We start from the raw sequence: 17,932 nt of genomic DNA, 5'->3' as shown, positions 1-17,932 counted from the left end.
ATGGAATATGAAAACATATTATGAAAAAGATGCAAATGTAGAGTTATTACAAGGGAAAACTGTTGCAGTAATTGGTTATGGATCACAAGGGCATGCGCAAGCACAAAATTTACGTGATTCTGGTGTAGAAGTAGTAGTTGGTGTTCGTCCTGGTAAGTCGTATGAAGTAGCGAAAGCGGATGGGTTTGAAGTAATGTCTGTTTCAGAAGCGGTTCGAACCGCACAAGTTGTACAAATGTTATTGCCAGATGAACAGCAAGCACATGTATATAAATCAGAAGTAGAAGAGAATCTCCGTGAAGGACAAATGTTACTTTTCTCACATGGATTTAACATTCACTTCGGCCAAATTAATCCGCCAAGTTACGTAGATGTAGCAATGGTTGCGCCAAAAAGTCCAGGTCATCTCGTTCGCCGTGTATATCAAGAAGGAAATGGTGTTCCGGCATTAGTCGCAGTGCATCAAGATGCGACGGGAACAGCGCTACATGTAGCATTAGCGTATGCAAAAGGTGTAGGTTGTACACGGGCGGGTGTAATTGAAACGACATTCCAAGAAGAAACCGAAACGGATTTATTCGGTGAGCAAGCTGTACTTTGCGGCGGGGTAACTGCACTTGTGAAGGCCGGGTTCGAAACGTTAACGGAAGGTGGATATCGCCCTGAAATTGCATACTTTGAATGTTTGCATGAATTAAAGCTAATTGTTGACTTAATGTACGAAGGTGGATTAACGACTATGCGCCATTCTATTTCAGATACGGCAGAGTTTGGAGATTATGTAACAGGATCGAGAATTGTTACAGATGAAACGAAGAAGGAAATGAAGCGTGTTTTGACAGAAATTCAGCAAGGTGAATTTGCGAAGAAATGGATTTTAGAAAATCAAGCAGGGCGTCCGACGTATAACGCAATGAAAAAAGCAGAGCAAAATCATCAATTAGAAAAAGTGGGAGCAGAGCTTCGTGAAATGATGAGTTGGATTCATGCACCGAAAGAATTAGTAAAGAAATAGAGTAAGAGAGTATAAATGAAAAATATGTAAGAGGGGATTTGACAAGATGAGAAGTGACATGATTAAAAAAGGTTTTGATAAAGCGCCGCACCGTAGTTTATTAAAAGCAACTGGTTTGAAAGATGAAGATTTTGATAAACCTTTTATAGCGATTTGTAATTCTTTTATTGAAATTATTCCAGGGCATAAACACTTGAACGAGTTTGGGAAACTTGTAAAAGAGGCAGTTCGTGCGGCAGGTATGGTACCATTCGAATTCAATACAATTGGAGTTGACGATGGTATTGCGATGGGGCATATTGGTATGCGTTATTCTCTTCCGAGTCGTGAAATAATTGCAGATTCAGTAGAAACGGTTGTAAATGCACACTGGTTTGACGGCATGATTTGTATCCCAAACTGTGACAAAATTACACCAGGTATGATGATGGCTGCACTACGTATTAATATTCCGACTGTGTTTGTTTCAGGCGGCCCGATGGCAGCAGGAAAAACATCTAAAGGAGAAGTTGTTGATCTGAGTTCCGTTTTTGAAGGAGTAGGAGCTTATCAATCTGGGAAAATTTCAGAAGAAGAATTAAAAGATATTGAAGATCATGGCTGTCCATCTTGTGGATCTTGTTCGGGTATGTTTACCGCGAACTCTATGAATTGTTTATGTGAAGTGTTAGGTTTAGCTCTTCCTGGTAACGGGAGTATTTTAGCAATTGATCCAAGACGTGAAGAGTTAATTAAACAAGCAGCAGAGAAATTGAAAATTTTAATTGAAAGAGATATTAAACCAAGAGACATTGTAACGGAAGAAGCAATTGATGATGCGTTTGCGCTTGATATGGCGATGGGCGGTTCAACAAATACAGTGTTGCATACATTGGCGCTCGCGCAAGAGGCTGGATTAGATTACGATATGAACCGTATTGATGCCGTTTCAAGACGTGTACCACATTTATGTAAAGTAAGCCCTGCTTCCAATTGGCATATGGAAGATATTGATCGTGCGGGCGGGATTAGTGCAATTTTGAAAGAGATGAGCCGGAAAGAAGGAGTACTTCATCTTGATCGAATAACTGCTACGGGGCAAACATTAAGAGAAAATATTGCTGAGGCAGAGATTAAAGATAAGGAAGTTATTCACTCTCTTGAAAACCCTCATAGTGAGGAAGGAGGATTGCGTATATTAAAAGGCAACCTTGCGAAAGATGGAGCGGTTATTAAAAGCGGTGCAACAGAAGTAAAGCGTTTTGAAGGACCTTGCGTTATTTTTAATTCACAAGATGAGGCACTTGCTGGCATTATGCTTGGGAAAGTGAAAAAAGGAGATGTAGTTGTCATTCGTTATGAAGGACCAAGAGGTGGCCCTGGTATGCCAGAAATGTTAGCACCAACATCAGCAATTGCTGGAATGGGATTAGGTGCTGAGGTTGCATTATTAACGGATGGACGTTTCTCTGGAGCTTCACGTGGAATTTCAGTAGGACATATTTCACCAGAAGCAGCAGCGGGCGGGATGATTGCACTTCTTGAACAAGGGGATATTGTATGTATTGATGTTGAAGAACGTTTGTTAGAAGTAAGAGTGAGTGATGAGGAATTAGAAAAGCGTAAAAAAGAATGGAAACGACCAGAACCGAAAGTGAAAACTGGCTGGCTTGGACGTTATGCACAAATGGTAACATCGGCGAATACAGGGGCTGTTCTGAAAATCCCAAATTTTGATTGAGCCAATTTAAAAGAGATAAGGATGATATATAATGGTGCAAAAGGTAAAGGAGAGAGTGAAAATTGAAGATATCTTAATGGCTCATAATTGCATGAAAGATATCGTTATTAAAACACCGTTACAACGTGATACAGTTTTATCTGAGAAATATGATTGTGACGTTTATGTAAAACGAGAAGACTTACAATTAATTCGCTCTTTCAAAATTCGTGGTGCATACAATTTGATTCAAAGTTTACCGAAAGAAAAGTTACAAAACGGTGTTGTTTGTGCAAGTGCTGGTAATCATGCGCAAGGAGTTGCTTATACATGTAATTTATTGAAGATTCCGTCGAAAATATTTATGCCCACAACAACACCGAAACAAAAAGTATCACAAGTACAATTTTTCGGTGGTGATTTCGCAGAGATTGTATTAGTTGGTGATACATTCGATAGCTCTTTCCAAGAAGCACAGTGTTATTGTGAAGAAAATAGAATGACATTTGTTCATCCGTTTGATGATCCGTATGTCGTTGCTGGTCAAGGGACAGTGGCAGTTGAAATTATGCATGATATGGAGAAACCGGTTGATTATATCTTTACAGCAATCGGTGGTGGTGGATTAGCATCAGGTGTTGGTACATATGTAAAAGGTGTTAGTCCTACTACAAAGGTTATTGGTGTAGAACCGATGGGAGCTGCATCTATGAAAGAGGCTTTTCTTCAAAATGATAATGTCGCATTAGAGAAAATAGATAGTTTTGTTGATGGGGCAGCGGTTAAAAAGGTAGGAAAGTTAACTTTTGAAACTTGTAAAGATGTAATTGATGACATTGTTTTAGTACCAGAGGGAAAAGTTTGTACGACGATTTTAGAACTGTATAAGAAAAATGCGATTGTAGCTGAACCGGCTGGTGCACTCTCTATTGCAGCACTTGATTTATACAGGGATGAAATAAAAGGTAAAACAGTTGTATGTACGCTAAGTGGTGGAAATAATGATATTGATAGAATGCAAGAAATGAAAGAGCGTTCGCTCATTTATGAAGGACTGAAACATTACTTTATCATTGAATTTCCGCAACGTTCAGGTGCGCTAAGAGAATTTCTTGATAAAGGATTAGGACCAGAAGATGACATTACGCGCTTTGAGTATATTAAGAAACATAATAAAGAAAATGGTCCAGCATTAGTCGGAGTAGAATTAAAACATAAAGGAGATTATGAGCAATTAATTACTCGCTTTAAAGAAAATAATATTCAATTTATGGAGCTTAATAAAAACCCTGTTTTGTTTGATTTGCTTATTTAATAGAAGGGAAGAGTTAGCATCTAAATAAAAAAGATAGATACAAGCGAGGAAATATAGTGCTTGTTCTATCTTTTTTATAGTTAAACTAGAACATAAAAGTAGAACTGCTATAGACATTTTATAAATATTCTCTAACAAACTTACATTTTCTAATAAGTCTTTCAGCATGTTTATCACCTATTCTGTAAAGTATATTACAGAGAAATAGATCTTGAACTGTCTAGTTTCGTTTGTTTTTTATTTTCCCTGTATCATCAATTTCTACATCAGTTGAAATTGTTTGTAAATATTGAAGAGCTTTTTTCTTTTCTTCCTCATTTACAGGGGAAACTTGGTTGTTGCGAATGATATAAGGATTGAATGACATTTGGACATCCTTTCCTTTAAAAGTTAAAGTTAATACGCCAGTTTCGGCGCTTTTTCCATTCACATAACTTGGGAATAAAAAGTTACCTAATGAGTAAGCGATAGGAACTTTATTATAATACTCAAATCCTTGTAACCAATGTGGGTGACTCCCGACAATCGCGTTAGCTCCTGCTTCAACCATTTTAGGTACATATTGCTTTTGGTATTCTACCGGACGGTTTGATTTTTCAACGCCCCAATGCATATAGACGATTAAATAGTCTGCATCTTTCTTTTGTTCTTTAATTGTTTTTGTTACAAGATTTAAATCATAGCCATTCGCAACGCCAGGTTTATTCTCACCAGCTACCCAATTAGAATCAGGCATAAATCGAACGAAGGAAAGAAATTTAAATTTTTTCCCTTTTACGGTCATTTCTCGTGCTGTATATGCATCTTTCGCATTTTTTCCGGCTCCAGTGTAAGGGAACTTTAATTTTTCTACGTGAGAAATCGTATCTAATAATCCATCTTGCCCATAATCAAGTGTGTGGTTATTCCCAATATTTACGATGTCATATCCAGTGTTTTTAATAGCTTGTAGTGTAGATGGATCACTTTTAATCCAAAACAGTTGCCCAGGTGATTTCTTTTCTTTCGTTGTAAATGCCGACTCTAAATTCACAAAAGAAATATCAGCTTTTTTTATTTCTTCTTTTACATGTTGGAATGGGTAATCAGCCCCATTCTTTTCGATTATAGGACGTAATTGCCAATCAAACATTGTATCACCAGAGAAGGTGAGTGTGATTTCTTGGTCTTCTATTTTCTTTTCGCTTTTTGAAGCGGTTTTACTAGATTTGTTTTGTAAATCGGGTTTGTCTTTTGCTTTTGAAATAAAAGAGTAATTGATTAATAAAACAATCGGTGTAATGAAAAAGGCTATTAACAAAAATCGTTTTAGTAAAGTTTGCATGTATACCTTCCCTTTTAATATTATCCCGCAATTAAATTAACACTGAATCTATTAAAGGTAATTAAAGTTACAAAAAATAGCGGGTTATGTAGTGGAAAACATTTGTTAATATTCTCAATATTAAGTTAACATATAGATGACCTGTAAATCAATGTATAAACCAAAATATAGAAATAAAGAATTCGAAGGGTGAAGAATGAGAAATGGTTATATTAGGAGCAGTTGTAAATGGAATTTGTATTATATTTGGTACTTTACTTGGTAAATTATTTAGTAGGATTCCAGAAAGTATGAAAGGGACGATAATGCACGCAATCGGTTTAGCGGTTACTGTGCTTGGGCTTCAAATGGCATTAAAAAGTGAAAACTTTCTTGTTGTCATACTGAGTTTAGTGATTGGTACGGTAATTGGAGAATGGTTACAATTAGAAGAAAAGTTAAAACATTTAGGGGATTGGCTAGAAAATAAAGTTGGATCGAAAGGGAAAGGTAGCATATCAGAAGGTTTTGTAACAGCTACTTTAATTTTTGCAATTGGCGCGATGGGGATACTTGGTGCACTTGACAGTGGGATTCGCGGAAATCATGATATTTTATTTACAAAGGCGATTATCGATGGATTTATTTCTATTATATTAACGACAACTCTAGGAATTGGCGTAGTATTTTCGGCGATTCCAGTTGTTTTATATGAAGGTGGTATTGCAGTTTTTGCAACACAAATTAATAGTTTTGTCTCGAAAGAATTAATGAACCAATTTATAGTGGAGATGACGGCTACGGGCGGCATTATGATATCTGCTATTGGATTGAACTTGCTTAGTATTATTAAAATCAAGGTGGCAAATTTACTTCCAGGTATATTGGTAGTGGGTGTAATTGTTTCAATTATTTATGGTTACGGTTTGTTAGTAAATTAGTAGAGGATGGAAACACATATGGAGGAATTTCAATTTACAAAACGTGTGCATAAAATATTGGAGATTGCAGCAAAAGAGAGTGAGTATAACATAATTCACCCAGTCCATCTGTTTATAGGTATGTGTAAAGAAGGTACAGGAGTTTGCGCTGAGTTATTTATGTATTTGTTTCACAAAGTCGGTCCAGATTTTTTAGAAAAACTTTCGTTACGAAAACAATTCGATTTACATAATCAAGAGTATAAAAAAATAGGGCAATATAAACTATCTTATAAGGCGATAGAAATTTTACAAATAGCGAAGAAACGTATGGAACGCTTTCAGCAAGTAGTAGTAAATGAAGGACATGTTATGTATGCATTATTTCGTGTAGATACAAATATTGGTGGATTTATACATACACAAATGCAAAAAGATATATTACGTATTACAGCTGCACCGAGAGACTTAGCGGTTGATTTAAATCGTTTTAAAGCTATTTATAATACATTATTTTGTCATGTAAGAAGAGTTAGTCCTTCTGATTTTGATAAGTTATCACGATTTGTAGTGGATGAATTTGGTGAACGGTGGTTACAGTCGGTTGATTATGGATTTCGGACATATAACGAAAAGTTACCTATCTATATTGCACAGCAGGAGGAAGTAATAGTTGGTTTCGCCTGTTACGATGTAGTGAGGGGAAAGAAAGGCTTGTTTGGTCCAATGGGCATAGCGAAACAAAATCGTGTGAAAGGTGTAGGAAAAGAATTATTGCATCATTGTTTATATAATATGAAGCAAGATGGATATGAATATGCGATTATTGGACAAGCAGGTCCCATTGAGTTTTACGAGAGAAATTGTAATGCTCGTTTAATACCGATAGATAATAAGTAACCAACTTCATATAGAGGAGTTGGTTTTATTATGAAAATGATGTAGAGATGTATTGGTTTTTACTAGAAAATAGCGGGTTTTGTAGTAAATCTTGCATATAAAGCAAATTACTAAACTTTTTACAAGAAAGGGTGTAGAATGGGTATCTAAAGAAAGAAGGTGTGAAAATGGCCAGCTGGAAACGGAATTTAATGATTTGTTGGCTAGGTTGTTTTACCACTGCAGCCGGTATGAGTTTAGTAATTCCTTTCTTATCTTTTTATATTGAGGAATTAGGAGTAACTGGCACTTCAAGCATTGCACAGTGGTCGGGACTTGCATTTGGTGTAACATTTTTAATGGGTGCGATCGTATCGCCAATATGGGGAAAGCTTGGTGATATACATGGACGGAAATTGATGCTTATTCGTGCTAGCCTCGGTATGGCGATTATTATGACGCTTATGGGGTTTGTAACGGATGTGTATCAACTAGTCGCACTAAGATTTTTAATGGGAGCAGTATCTGGTTTCCTTTCAACAGCGATGACATTTATTGCAGCAGAAACTCCGAAAGAACATTCAGGTTGGGCGATTTCCACAATTTCAACTGGTGGTGTGAGCGGTTCGTTACTTGGCCCGTTACTTGGAGGTTATTTGTCTGAGTTAATTGGAATGCGTCATGTCTTTCTTGTTACAGGAGCTTTTTTATTCCTTTCCTTTCTCATCGTTTTTTTCTTCTTGCATGAAGAAAATCACTCTGCTCAAGCAAAAAAAACACAGCCGAAAAAAGTATGGACGATGGTCCCAGCGAAGCATTTAATTATTAGTTTATTTGTAACAACATTTATTATTCAACTTGCTAATATGTCAGTTCAACCAATTGTTACATTGTACGTGAAAAATTTAGTAGGTCCTCATACTGCACATATTGAAACAATTGCGGGTGCAGTTATGTCAGCGACAGGATTAGCAGTTATTTTGGCAGCACCAAGACTAGGAAGATTATCAGATCATATCGGTCCTCAAAAAACGTTAGTTGTAGCGTTGTTTGCAGCTGGAATTATTTTTATCCCGCAAGCATTTGTAACCTCAGCTTGGCAACTATTAATTCTTCGATTTTTATTAGGTATCGCACAAGCAGGATTATTGCCTTCCGTACAAACTCTACTAAAACAACATACACCAACCCATGTTACGGGACGAATATTTGGATATAATCAGTCGTTTCAGTTTTTAGGAAATATGATTGGGCCAGTGCTCGGGGGACAAATTGCAGCGCATGCAGGCTTCCAATATGTTTTCCTCTCTACATCATCACTATTATTTATTGCGTGTATTTGGGTTTATTTTCATAATAAGAACGAAGAAGTATCAGAGAAACAACGTTTGGAAGTTAGTTAACTAAGTGAATGAAAAAGAAAAAGGATGAAGCAACATGTGCTTCATCCTTTTCTTTAAAATCGAAGACAAAGATAACTTAATGTACCAAGCTCGTAACTACGGTGAATGACTTCACCGCTATTTTCACTACTTCCCATAGCGATAAATAAAGGAACAAAATGTTCTGCTCTTGGTACTGCTAATTGTGCATGAGGAGCATTTTTCTCCCAATTAAACAATGCATCTTTATCGTTATTCTGCATATGTTTAATAATCCAATCATCAAATTCAATTGCCCATTTTTCAGGTGTAGTTTGATTCCATTTCAGTGCTCGTAAATTATGAACGGTAACGCCACTCCCGATTACTAAAATATCTTCTTGTCCGAGTCCTTTAAGTGCTTCTCCAATTTCAAATTGTTCTTTTGCAGAAAGGAATGGATTGACTGATATTTGCACGACAGGAATATTTGCTTCTGGATACATGCGGTGCAGGAGTGTCCATGAACCATGATCTAAACCTCTCGTCATATTATGATGGACTGAAATACCTTTGTTCTTAAATTTTGTTTCTAAAATAGATGCAATATGAGAAGAGCCTTTCGCACGATATTTGATTTCGTATAACTCAGGGGGAAAACCTCCAAAATCATAAATTGTTTCATACTCGTTATCTGATGAGGAAATCGTTAATACTTCACTTTCCCAGTGAGCAGTGAAAATAACAATTGCTTTCGGTTTATATGTTTCTCCAAGTATTTTTAAAAATCGTGTATAGTCTGTATCTTGAATAGCGAGCATAGGCGAACCATGTGCTAAAAATAATGATGGCATCATAATAGTAGAAACCTCCTAAAAATTATATAATTACTTTATGTAAGTAACTATATAATTTTATTTTGAATTCGTCAAGAGATTAGTTTAAAAGCAAGTCTGAAAAATACATCATTTGTCATAATGAAAGCAATTACATATAATATAAAATAAGAAAAGTGAATGGATATTCATTTTCTTAAAGCTATACATAATAGAGTTGGGGGCTGACGAAATGAATGTACAGGAAAGTTTCGTTACGGCATTGGATGGATCGGAAATTTATTTGCGTAAATGGTTACCAGAAGGAGATCCGAGAGGAATTATTCAAATTGCACATGGCATGACAGAGCATGCAGGGGTGTATACAGAATTTGTAGATGCTTTATTGGAAGCAGGGTATGGTGTTTATGCGCATGATCATAAAGGACATGGGAAAACAGTAAAAAAAGAAGAAGATTATGGTCATTTTGAACCAAATATAGGGTGGAATCAAGTTGTATCGGATGTTATCTTTGTTTCAGAAAGGATAAAAGAAGAGCAGTCAAGTCCTTTGTTTTTACTTGGACATAGTATGGGTTCTTTTTTATCAAGACGTGCTGTACAACTTAGGGGTGAACTATACGATGGATTTCTGATTTCAGGAACAGGTGGAAATCCAGGGCTTTTAGGAGCTATTGGTCATAAAGTAGCAACAATCGAAATGAAATTGCGCGGGGCAAAAACGAAAAGTCCAATGTTAAACTTTTTATCTTTTGGAAACTTCAATTCGAACTTTAAGCCAAATCGTACAAAATTTGATTGGTTATCTTCAGATAATAATCAAGTTGATAAATATATTGCGGATCCGTTATGTGGTTTCATTTGTACGACGAGTTTTTACCGAGAATTATTTTCTGGAGTATTAGAAGTAAATAAACTAGAAGAATACAAGAAGACGCCAAAGAATCTTCCAATACATATATTCTCTGGTGATCGTGATCCTGTTGGCGATATGGGGAAAGGTGTAAAAGAAGTATATGAAAACTATAAAAAATGTGGTGTGAAAGACGTGACACTACGTTTATATGAAAATGGTAGACATGAAATGTTTCATGAAGTAAATAAGGATGAAGTATTTAAAGATTTAATTTCGTGGTTAGATGCGCATAATAAATGAGAAAGATAATCCCAAACTGTTTGTAATTTGGGATTATTTATTATACAGAAATAGGGGCAATAAATTCTTAAATTCACTTTACTTAATAAAAAATAAATCTTATTCTATAGTCGTTCAAAAAATAAAGAAATATTGTATGAGAGGAAACCTCACTTTTCTGAAGTGAGGTTTTTTGTAGTAACGAAGTAATAGTGAATAAAACTAATTTTAAAAGTAACCTAAAATCAAACTTTTTATAAAGCAACAGATGCTCGTTCATAATAGTAGTATAATAGTGAATGAGGTGTTAATAGAATGGAAGATAGAACATTAGGTTTATTACTAGATGTTGTTGGGGAATTATTTTCAGATGAAATTTCAATTGCTGTTTCGAATACGAAAGAATATATTTACTATCGGCCAAGTAAACGAATTGATTTAAAGATTAGTGTCGGGGATCCTATAAAGGAAGGAACGATTGCTCATAAAGCGATGGTGATGAATCAAAAAACATCTGAGTTTATGAATCGGGATGTTTTTGGTATTCCTTATCATGGAATGGCTGTACCATTTTCAAACAATGGAAAGCTTGAAGGGTGCGTAACGGCAATTTATCCAGCTTTAACGGATGGAAAGTCAGTCGTTACTTTAAAAACAACAGACGGCTGGATTCCGGTTCCTTTTTCAAAGGTTATGTATTTAGAGGCTAAAGATAAAAAGACGTACGTGAATTCAGAAGAGTTATCAGGAACACATAAATACTCTCTGCAAGAATTCGAATACTTGCTTCCGAAAGATTCATTTATTAGATGTCACCGTTCGTTTATTGTAAATGTTAATCATATTAAAGCGATTTATCCTGATACCCATTCTACTTTTGTACTTTCGATGGATAATGGTGAGAGAGTACCAGTTAGTCAATCATACGCTAGTTATTTCCGTAAGCTTCTAGGATTCTAAATTTTTCTGCTTTAGAACCTAGATTTGCTGTTCTGTCTGAATTTTCGGCATTGTATACTAAAATCCCTATTTTGATAGTGTTAATGTGTAAAATAATTATGAATATTCAATGAGAGAGGGATTACATATGGAGAATAATTTAGATAGAATCAGAGATCAACGTCTAAAAGATCGGGTAGTTACACCTGAAGAAGCAGCCTCCTGGATTCAAAGTGGAATGACTTTAGGCTTAAGTGGGTTTACACGTGCAGGTGATGTAAAAGCAGTCCCATTTGCGCTTGTAAACCGAGTTAAGAATGATGAATCTTTTAAAGTAAATGTTTATACTGGGGCTTCTTTAGGCTCGGATGTAGACAAATTATTTGCTGAGGCAGGAATTTTAGGGAAAAGATTACCTTTCCAAGCTGACGCGACTATGCGAAAAGGAATTAATAACGGAGACTTTTTATTTGTGGATCAACACTTGTCTCATACAGCAGAGTTACTCCGCGCTGACGTTCTGGATATAGATTTCGCTATTTTGGAAGCGGTTGCGATTACAGAGGACGGAATGATTATTCCAACCACTTCAATTGGAAATTCCTTAGCGTTTTCCTTAAATGCTAAGTCTATTATTATTGAAATGAATATGGCTCAATCCGCGCAATTAGAGGGGCTACATGATCTATATGAACCAGGTAAACAAGGGGAGAGGCTTCCAATTCCGCTTGTGAAAACAGATGACCGAATTGGAACAATCGGTATTCCAATTGATCCTGAAAAAGTAAAGGGAATTGTGTTTACGAATCAATTGGATTCGCCATCGACAATTGTTCCTCCGGATGAAGAAACTGTTATTATGGCACAGCATTTAATAGAATTCCTTCGAGAAGAAGTTAAAGTAGGCCGATTAACAAATCGTTTAGCGCCGTTACAATCAGGAATTGGTTCAGTGGCTAACGCCGTATTGCATGGAATGTTAGATTCAGAATTTGAAGATTTAGAAGTATATTCCGAGGTTTTACAAGATGCAGTTTTTGATCTTATGGATGCTGGAAAAGTCAATTTTGCTTCTTGTTGTTCTATCACGCTTTCTGAAGAGAAAATGCAACAAGTATTTTCTAACTTTGAAAAATATCGTGACAAATTAATGATGCGTCCGCAAGAGATTTCCAATCATCCTGAAATCATTCGTCGCCTTGGATTAATCTCAATTAATACTGCATTAGAATTAGATATATACGGAAATGTTAACTCTACTCACGTTTTAGGTACAAAAATGATGAATGGTATTGGTGGGTCTGGTGATTTTGCAAGAAATGCACGCTTAGCTATCTTTGTTACTAAATCGATTGCGAAAGGTGGTAACATTTCAAGTATTGTTCCTTTCGTTTCTCATGTAGACCATACTGAACATGATGTAGATGTTATCGTCACTGAACAGGGGTATGCCGACTTAAGGGGACTTGCGCCAAGAGAAAGAGTGGAACTTATTATTGAGAATTGCGCACATCCAATGTATCGTGATCAACTACGTGCTTATTACGAAGAAGCAAAAACAAGAGGTGGACAAACTCCTCATATTTTAGAAAAAGCTTTTTCTTGGCATACGAATTATGCTAAAAATGGAACAATGCTTGAAGCGGTAGTAGAAACTGTATAGGTTTGTATCGTACAAAATAGTAAAATGAATGAGTGAGTTTGAAGATTAAATTTTAGAAAAAGAGAACGCCAACTTTTAGGGATGGCGTTCTTTTTCTTTAAAAAAATTGTTGAAAATTGTACTGGTTATAATAAAGATTTATAAAAATAATCTCTAATTTATGAAAATAAAAGGTTTTTTGAAGTGCTTTCCGAATCAATTTAGTAGTTTACATATCGAAGGTGAGGAAAAAGAATCATGAAGATAAGAGAAGCGTTATTAAGTGAAGCAAATGAATTAAGTGAACTCGCACTACAATCAAAAGCAACGTGGGATTATAGTGAAGAATTCATACTTGCTTGTAAGGAAGATTTAACAATTACAGAAGAATACATAAAAAATAATTTTGTATATGTTTTAGAAAACGATAATGCGAAGATTGGTTTTTTCTCATTTTTACGTAATGATAAAGCTCTCGATTTCTTGTACATTCATCCTGATTACAAAGGAAAAGGTTACGGGAAAATACTTTGGGAGTATGTAATAGAAAAAGCCAATGAACTAGGATTAAAAAGTTTTACGATTGATAGTGATCCGAATGCAAAAGGATATTACTTGAAAATGGGAGCACAGTTAATAGGAGAGACACCATCAACTGTCTTTAAGGGTCGTGTACTGCCTCTTTTGAAATATGATGTGTAAAACTATTAATAGTAGGGGAAGATTAGAATGGATGATGTAAAGGAAAAAAGAATATATGAAGCACTAATAAAATCGTGGTCGATTGAAACAAGTTCAAAGTGGATAATTGAAAACCCAGCAAAGGGACAATGTGGTGTTACAGCTCTTGTCGTTCAAGACATATATGGAGGAGAAATTAAAAAGACAAAAGTAAGAGAGGTATGGCACTTTTATAACTTTATAGATGGGCAGAGATTTGATTTTACAGAGACTCAATTCAATGGGAAATTGAATTATATGGATGAAAAGTCAAATCGGGAAGAAGCATTTGCAGATACAAATGAAAAACAATATAGCATTTTGAAGGGAAAAATAACGAAAGAATTAAAATTATCTTTTGACTCTTAATCTTTAATAAGTTACTATAATGGTGGTAACTTATTAAAGGGAACTTCATAGAGTTGAAAGGGGAAATACTTTTGAAAACAACTTATGTAAACGCTACAATTGTAACGATGAATGAACAAAACGAAGTGATAGAAAATGGATATATTATTGTAGAAAATGATCAAATTATAGATGTAAAGAGCGGAGAATTTGCTAATGATTTTGAAGTAGATGAAGTAATTGACATGAAAGGAAAGTGGGTTTTACCAGGGTTTGTAAATACACATACACACGTTGTAATGAGTCTCCTAAGAGGTATTGGCGATGATATGTTATTACAGCCGTGGCTTGAGACGAGAATTTGGCCACTGGAAAGTCAATTTACTCCCCAAATTGCGGTCGCTAGTACGGAATTAGGATTACTTGAGATGGTGAAAAGTGGTACAACATCATTCTCTGACATGTTTAATCCAATTGGAGTAGATCAAGACGCAATTAAGGAAACGGTATCAAGGAGCGGGATGCGAGCTGCTGTTTCAAGGACTTTATTTAGCTTCGGAACGAAAGACGATGAAAAGAAAGCGATTGAAGAAGCTGAGAAATATGTGAAGCGTTACTATAACGAAAGTGGCATGTTAACTACGATGGTTGCACCACATAGTCCATATACATGTAGTACAGAATTGTTAGAAGAGTGCGCACGGATTGCAGTAGAGAATCAAACAATGGTTCATATCCACCTTTCTGAAACAGAGCGTGAAGTACGTGATATTGAAGCACAGTACGGAAAACGTCCAGTAGAATATGCAGCGAGCTGCGGGTTGTTTAAACGCCCAACAGTTATTGCACACGGTGTAGTATTAAATGATGATGAGCGTGCATTTTTAGCAGAACATGATGTTCGAGTAGCACATAACCCAAATAGTAATTTAAAACTAGGTTCTGGTATAGCGAATGTAAAAGCGATGCTAGAAGCAGGAATAAAAGTAGGAATTGCAACAGATAGTGTTGCATCTAACAATAATTTAGACATGTTTGAAGAAATGCGCATAGCGACTTTATTACAAAAAGGTATTCACCAAGATGCAACAGCATTACCAGTTGAAACAGCTCTTACACTTGCGACTAAAGGGGCTGCTGAAGTAATCGGGATGAAACAAACAGGGTCACTAGAAGCTGGTAAGTGTGCTGATTTTATTACGATTGACCCGTCTAATAAGCCGCATTTACAACCAGCGGATGAAGTGTTATCACACCTTGTATATGCTGCTAGTGGAAAAGATATAAGCGATGTAATTATTAACGGAAAACGTGTCGTTTGGAATGGCGAATGTAAAACGTTAGATGAAGAGCGTATTATATTTGAAGCAAGTCGTTATAAACGAGGTCTGCAAAGATAGATAATTATGTGACAGTTGAAAAAGCTATCCTTTTAAAAGGATAGCTTTTTTCTTGAACGAATAAATATTCAAAAGAATGTCGCATCTTTCTGTTAGTATTTCTGCTATAATATATTACGCTTTATAATATTTTATATTTAAGGAGAACAACTCATGAAGCGAAAAAAGAGCCATTTAATGGTAATGGCACTTGTTACATCTTTATTATTAACAGCTTGTAATAATAAAGCGGATAAAAGTGACATAGAGGTTAAAAAACAAGTGTTAAATGTAACAGTATCAGAAGAAATTCCTTCTCTGGACACTGTGAAAACAACAGATGGTACATCAGCACACATTATGCAGAATATATTTGAAGGGTTATATGTATTAAACGATCAAGATCAGCCTACTCCAGCCATAGCAAAATCGTTTAAAAGAAGTGAAGATGGTAAGAAATATACATTTGACTTGCGTAAAGATGCAAAATGGTCAAATGGGGATAATGTAACAGCAAATGATTTTATATTTGCTTGGAAACGTGCAATTAACCCTGAAACAGCCTCTCAATATGCGTCCATGCTCTTTTATGTAAAAAATGCGAAAGAGATCAATAAGGGAACAATGCCTCTTGATGCACTTGGGGTTAAAGCGATAAATAATTATACGTTAGAAGTTGAACTCGAACAGCCAGTTCCGTATTTTTTACAGTTGTTAGCACTACCTATATACTTACCACAGCATGAATCATTTTTGAAAGAACAAGGAAACAATTATGCATTGGAACCTAGTAATCTCATATATAACGGCCCATTTGTATTAGAAAAATGGAAGCATGAACAAGAGTTTCAATTAAAGAAAAATACTACATATTGGGATCGAAAGAAAGTGAAATTAGATGAAATAAACTTTCATATCCTAAAGGATACAATGACAGCTGTAAATTTATATGAAGCCGGAGATTTGGATCGAGTACCTATTAATTCGCAAGTTGTAGACAAGTATAAAGGGAATAAGGAATTACATATGTCGAGTGATCCTGGAATTGCTATGCTTCGTTTTAATGAAAAAAATAACGCGTTAGCAAATAAAAAGGTGCGTCAATCTATTTCATTAGCGTTAAATAAAGATGATTTCGTTGCTCACTTTATTAATAACGGAGCAAAACCTGCAAGTGGACTTGTACCAGTTGGTCATGTAAATGAAGTGACTGGTAAAGATTTTAGAAAAGAAAATGGAGATATTTCCTCATATGATTTGCAAAATGCGAAAAAACTTTGGGAAGAAGCGAAAAAAGAGCTTGGGGTAGAACAAGTAAACCTAGGGTTCTTAACGTTCGAACAAGATAACGCAATACGTATGGCAGAATATATAAAAGGTGATTTAGAGAAGAATTTGCAAGGACTCGCGATACAAATTAAACAACAGCCATTTAAGCAAAAATTACAGTTAGAACAAATAGGTGATTACGATATAACTATGGCAAATTGGGGACCTGACTATAAAGACCCAATTAGTTATTTAGAGTTATTTACGACAGGGAATCCGAATAATAAAATGAATTATTCTAATGTTCGTTACGATGAATTAATAAAGAAAGCGAAAACGGATTTTGTACTAGATACGGAAAAACGATGGGAAGCGTTGCGAGAAGCCGAGCAGGTATTATTAGAAGATGCTGCGGTGGCGCCGCTTTATCATATTGGCTCAGCATATGTACAAAAGGATTATGTAAAAGGAATTGAAAAGCATCAATTTGGTGGTATTTATACTTATAAGAATGCTTATATTGCTAATGAATAAATACAAAAAACCTTACTTTTTAAAAGTAAGGTTTTTTACACATAAATTCTATTAAACTGATTTTAATAAAGCGTAAAAATTCGTATCATATGGGATATCATCTTGATACATATAATTTTTTAGAACGCCTTCTTTTTCAAAACCTAATTTTAATAGTACTTTATTGGAAGCTTCATTTTCAAGAAATACAATTGCTCCAATCCGCTTTAAATGAATCGTATGGAAACCGTATGATATAACCTCAGAAACAGCTTCAGTCGCATATCCTTTTCCCCAGTGTTCAGGCAAAAAGGCATAACTTATATTGGCTCGTTTATGCTCAGAAGACCAATCGTGAAAACCAATGGTACCGATGAGTTCTTTCTTGTCTTTTAATTCGATTCCCCATTTTATACCGCTTCTTGCATTGTAACTCAACTTAAAGTTATGAATGATTTGTTTCACTTGATCAACATCTTGTAACGGTTTTTGGCCATAATAGCGCAGTACATTAGTATTAGAAAAGCATTGTAGTATACGCGGTGCATCTTCTTCGGTAAGTTCTCTTAAAATAAGTCTTTCAGTTTTTAATAAAGGAAACATATTTTCGCTCCTTTTCACATGAAAATAGAATGTATTTGTTATTATATAATTTAATC

17 protein-coding genes are annotated in these 17,932 nt (G+C 35.4%); 13 read left to right on the top strand and 4 right to left on the bottom strand.

Annotated elements, in window-relative coordinates; genetic code table 11:
• The first annotated feature begins 7 nt into the window (after positions 1 to 7).
• From ilvC to ilvA, 3 genes are read left to right on the top strand one after another with little or no spacing between them, the layout of a single operon-like run.
• Positions 8 to 1,015 carry a ketol-acid reductoisomerase gene (gene ilvC / locus HMAS_RS15240; RefSeq protein WP_000861137.1) on the top strand — a complete coding sequence of 336 codons (1,008 nt, stop codon included), beginning with the start codon at positions 8 to 10 and terminating at the stop codon, positions 1,013 to 1,015.
• Between the two features lie 46 nt (positions 1,016 to 1,061).
• Positions 1,062 to 2,735 (top strand): dihydroxy-acid dehydratase, encoded by a 1,674-nt coding sequence (gene ilvD, locus HMAS_RS15235; RefSeq protein WP_001255815.1) that lies wholly within the window; start codon positions 1,062 to 1,064, stop codon positions 2,733 to 2,735.
• Between the two features lie 31 nt (positions 2,736 to 2,766).
• On the top strand, positions 2,767 to 4,029 hold the full coding sequence (gene ilvA, locus HMAS_RS15230; protein WP_046392610.1) for a threonine ammonia-lyase IlvA: 1,263 nt from the start codon (positions 2,767 to 2,769) through the stop codon (positions 4,027 to 4,029).
• On the opposite strand, the gene HMAS_RS28340 is transcribed toward ilvA, so the two are convergent.
• On the bottom strand, positions 3,949 to 4,197 hold the full coding sequence (locus HMAS_RS28340; protein WP_016122285.1) for a hypothetical protein: 249 nt from the start codon (positions 4,195 to 4,197) through the stop codon (positions 3,949 to 3,951). The genes ilvA and HMAS_RS28340 overlap by 81 nt on opposite strands.
• Positions 4,198 to 4,249: 52 nt before the next feature.
• Entirely contained in the window at positions 4,250 to 5,353 is a 1,104-nt protein-coding gene (locus HMAS_RS15220; protein WP_116344906.1) for a CapA family protein, read from the bottom strand.
• A gap of 203 nt (positions 5,354 to 5,556) precedes the next feature.
• Between HMAS_RS15220 and HMAS_RS15215 the strand changes: the two genes are divergently transcribed.
• The 3 genes from HMAS_RS15215 to HMAS_RS15205 all read left to right on the top strand — a co-directional run bounded on the left by HMAS_RS15215 (position 5,557) and on the right by HMAS_RS15205 (position 8,534).
• Positions 5,557 to 6,273, top strand: coding sequence for a DUF554 domain-containing protein (locus HMAS_RS15215; protein ID WP_000236032.1), 717 nt, complete (start codon positions 5,557 to 5,559; stop codon positions 6,271 to 6,273).
• An 18-nt stretch (positions 6,274 to 6,291) separates the two neighbouring features.
• Positions 6,292 to 7,152 (top strand): GNAT family N-acetyltransferase, encoded by an 861-nt coding sequence (locus HMAS_RS15210; protein ID WP_000390856.1) that lies wholly within the window; start codon positions 6,292 to 6,294, stop codon positions 7,150 to 7,152.
• 167 nt (positions 7,153 to 7,319) lie between these two features.
• Complete coding sequence (locus HMAS_RS15205) at positions 7,320 to 8,534, top strand: multidrug efflux MFS transporter (protein WP_000179302.1); 1,215 nt, start codon at positions 7,320 to 7,322, stop codon at positions 8,532 to 8,534.
• A gap of 53 nt (positions 8,535 to 8,587) precedes the next feature.
• Here the strand turns inward: HMAS_RS15205 and HMAS_RS15200 are convergent, their stop codons facing one another.
• Entirely contained in the window at positions 8,588 to 9,349 is a 762-nt protein-coding gene (locus HMAS_RS15200) for a DODA-type extradiol aromatic ring-opening family dioxygenase (RefSeq protein ID WP_006918225.1), read from the bottom strand.
• A gap of 211 nt (positions 9,350 to 9,560) precedes the next feature.
• Between HMAS_RS15200 and HMAS_RS15195 the strand changes: the two genes are divergently transcribed.
• The 7 genes from HMAS_RS15195 to HMAS_RS15165 all read left to right on the top strand — a co-directional run bounded on the left by HMAS_RS15195 (position 9,561) and on the right by HMAS_RS15165 (position 17,294).
• Positions 9,561 to 10,484 carry an alpha/beta hydrolase gene (locus tag HMAS_RS15195; RefSeq protein ID WP_001102583.1) on the top strand — a complete coding sequence of 308 codons (924 nt, stop codon included), beginning with the start codon at positions 9,561 to 9,563 and terminating at the stop codon, positions 10,482 to 10,484.
• Between the two features lie 294 nt (positions 10,485 to 10,778).
• On the top strand, positions 10,779 to 11,423 hold the full coding sequence (locus tag HMAS_RS15190; protein WP_000390211.1) for a LytTR family DNA-binding domain-containing protein: 645 nt from the start codon (positions 10,779 to 10,781) through the stop codon (positions 11,421 to 11,423).
• Between the two features lie 127 nt (positions 11,424 to 11,550).
• Positions 11,551 to 13,065, top strand: coding sequence for an acetyl-CoA hydrolase/transferase family protein (locus HMAS_RS15185; RefSeq protein ID WP_000429811.1), 1,515 nt, complete (start codon positions 11,551 to 11,553; stop codon positions 13,063 to 13,065).
• Between the two features lie 237 nt (positions 13,066 to 13,302).
• Positions 13,303 to 13,746 (top strand): GNAT family N-acetyltransferase, encoded by a 444-nt coding sequence (locus HMAS_RS15180; RefSeq protein ID WP_000701909.1) that lies wholly within the window; start codon positions 13,303 to 13,305, stop codon positions 13,744 to 13,746.
• A gap of 27 nt (positions 13,747 to 13,773) precedes the next feature.
• A complete protein-coding gene (locus HMAS_RS15175; RefSeq protein ID WP_000342902.1) occupies positions 13,774 to 14,133 on the top strand; it encodes a YunG family protein in 360 nt (119 codons plus the stop codon).
• Between the two features lie 53 nt (positions 14,134 to 14,186).
• Positions 14,187 to 15,512 (top strand): bifunctional S-methyl-5'-thioadenosine deaminase/S-adenosylhomocysteine deaminase, encoded by a 1,326-nt coding sequence (locus HMAS_RS15170; protein ID WP_116344905.1) that lies wholly within the window; start codon positions 14,187 to 14,189, stop codon positions 15,510 to 15,512.
• Between the two features lie 153 nt (positions 15,513 to 15,665).
• Entirely contained in the window at positions 15,666 to 17,294 is a 1,629-nt protein-coding gene (locus tag HMAS_RS15165; RefSeq protein ID WP_000823500.1) for a peptide ABC transporter substrate-binding protein, read from the top strand.
• 51 nt (positions 17,295 to 17,345) lie between these two features.
• Here HMAS_RS15165 and HMAS_RS15160 read toward each other — a convergent pair whose 3' ends face one another.
• Positions 17,346 to 17,876 (bottom strand): GNAT family N-acetyltransferase, encoded by a 531-nt coding sequence (locus HMAS_RS15160; protein ID WP_000484225.1) that lies wholly within the window; start codon positions 17,874 to 17,876, stop codon positions 17,346 to 17,348.
• Between the last annotated feature and the right edge of the window lie 56 nt (positions 17,877 to 17,932).

This window comes from Bacillus sp. HMA207, assembly GCF_003402455.1.
Lineage (GTDB): Bacteria > Bacillota > Bacilli > Bacillales > Bacillaceae_G > Bacillus_A > Bacillus_A cereus.
Note: the sequence above shows the minus strand (reverse complement) of the source record. Positions and strands in the feature narration are given on the sequence as shown.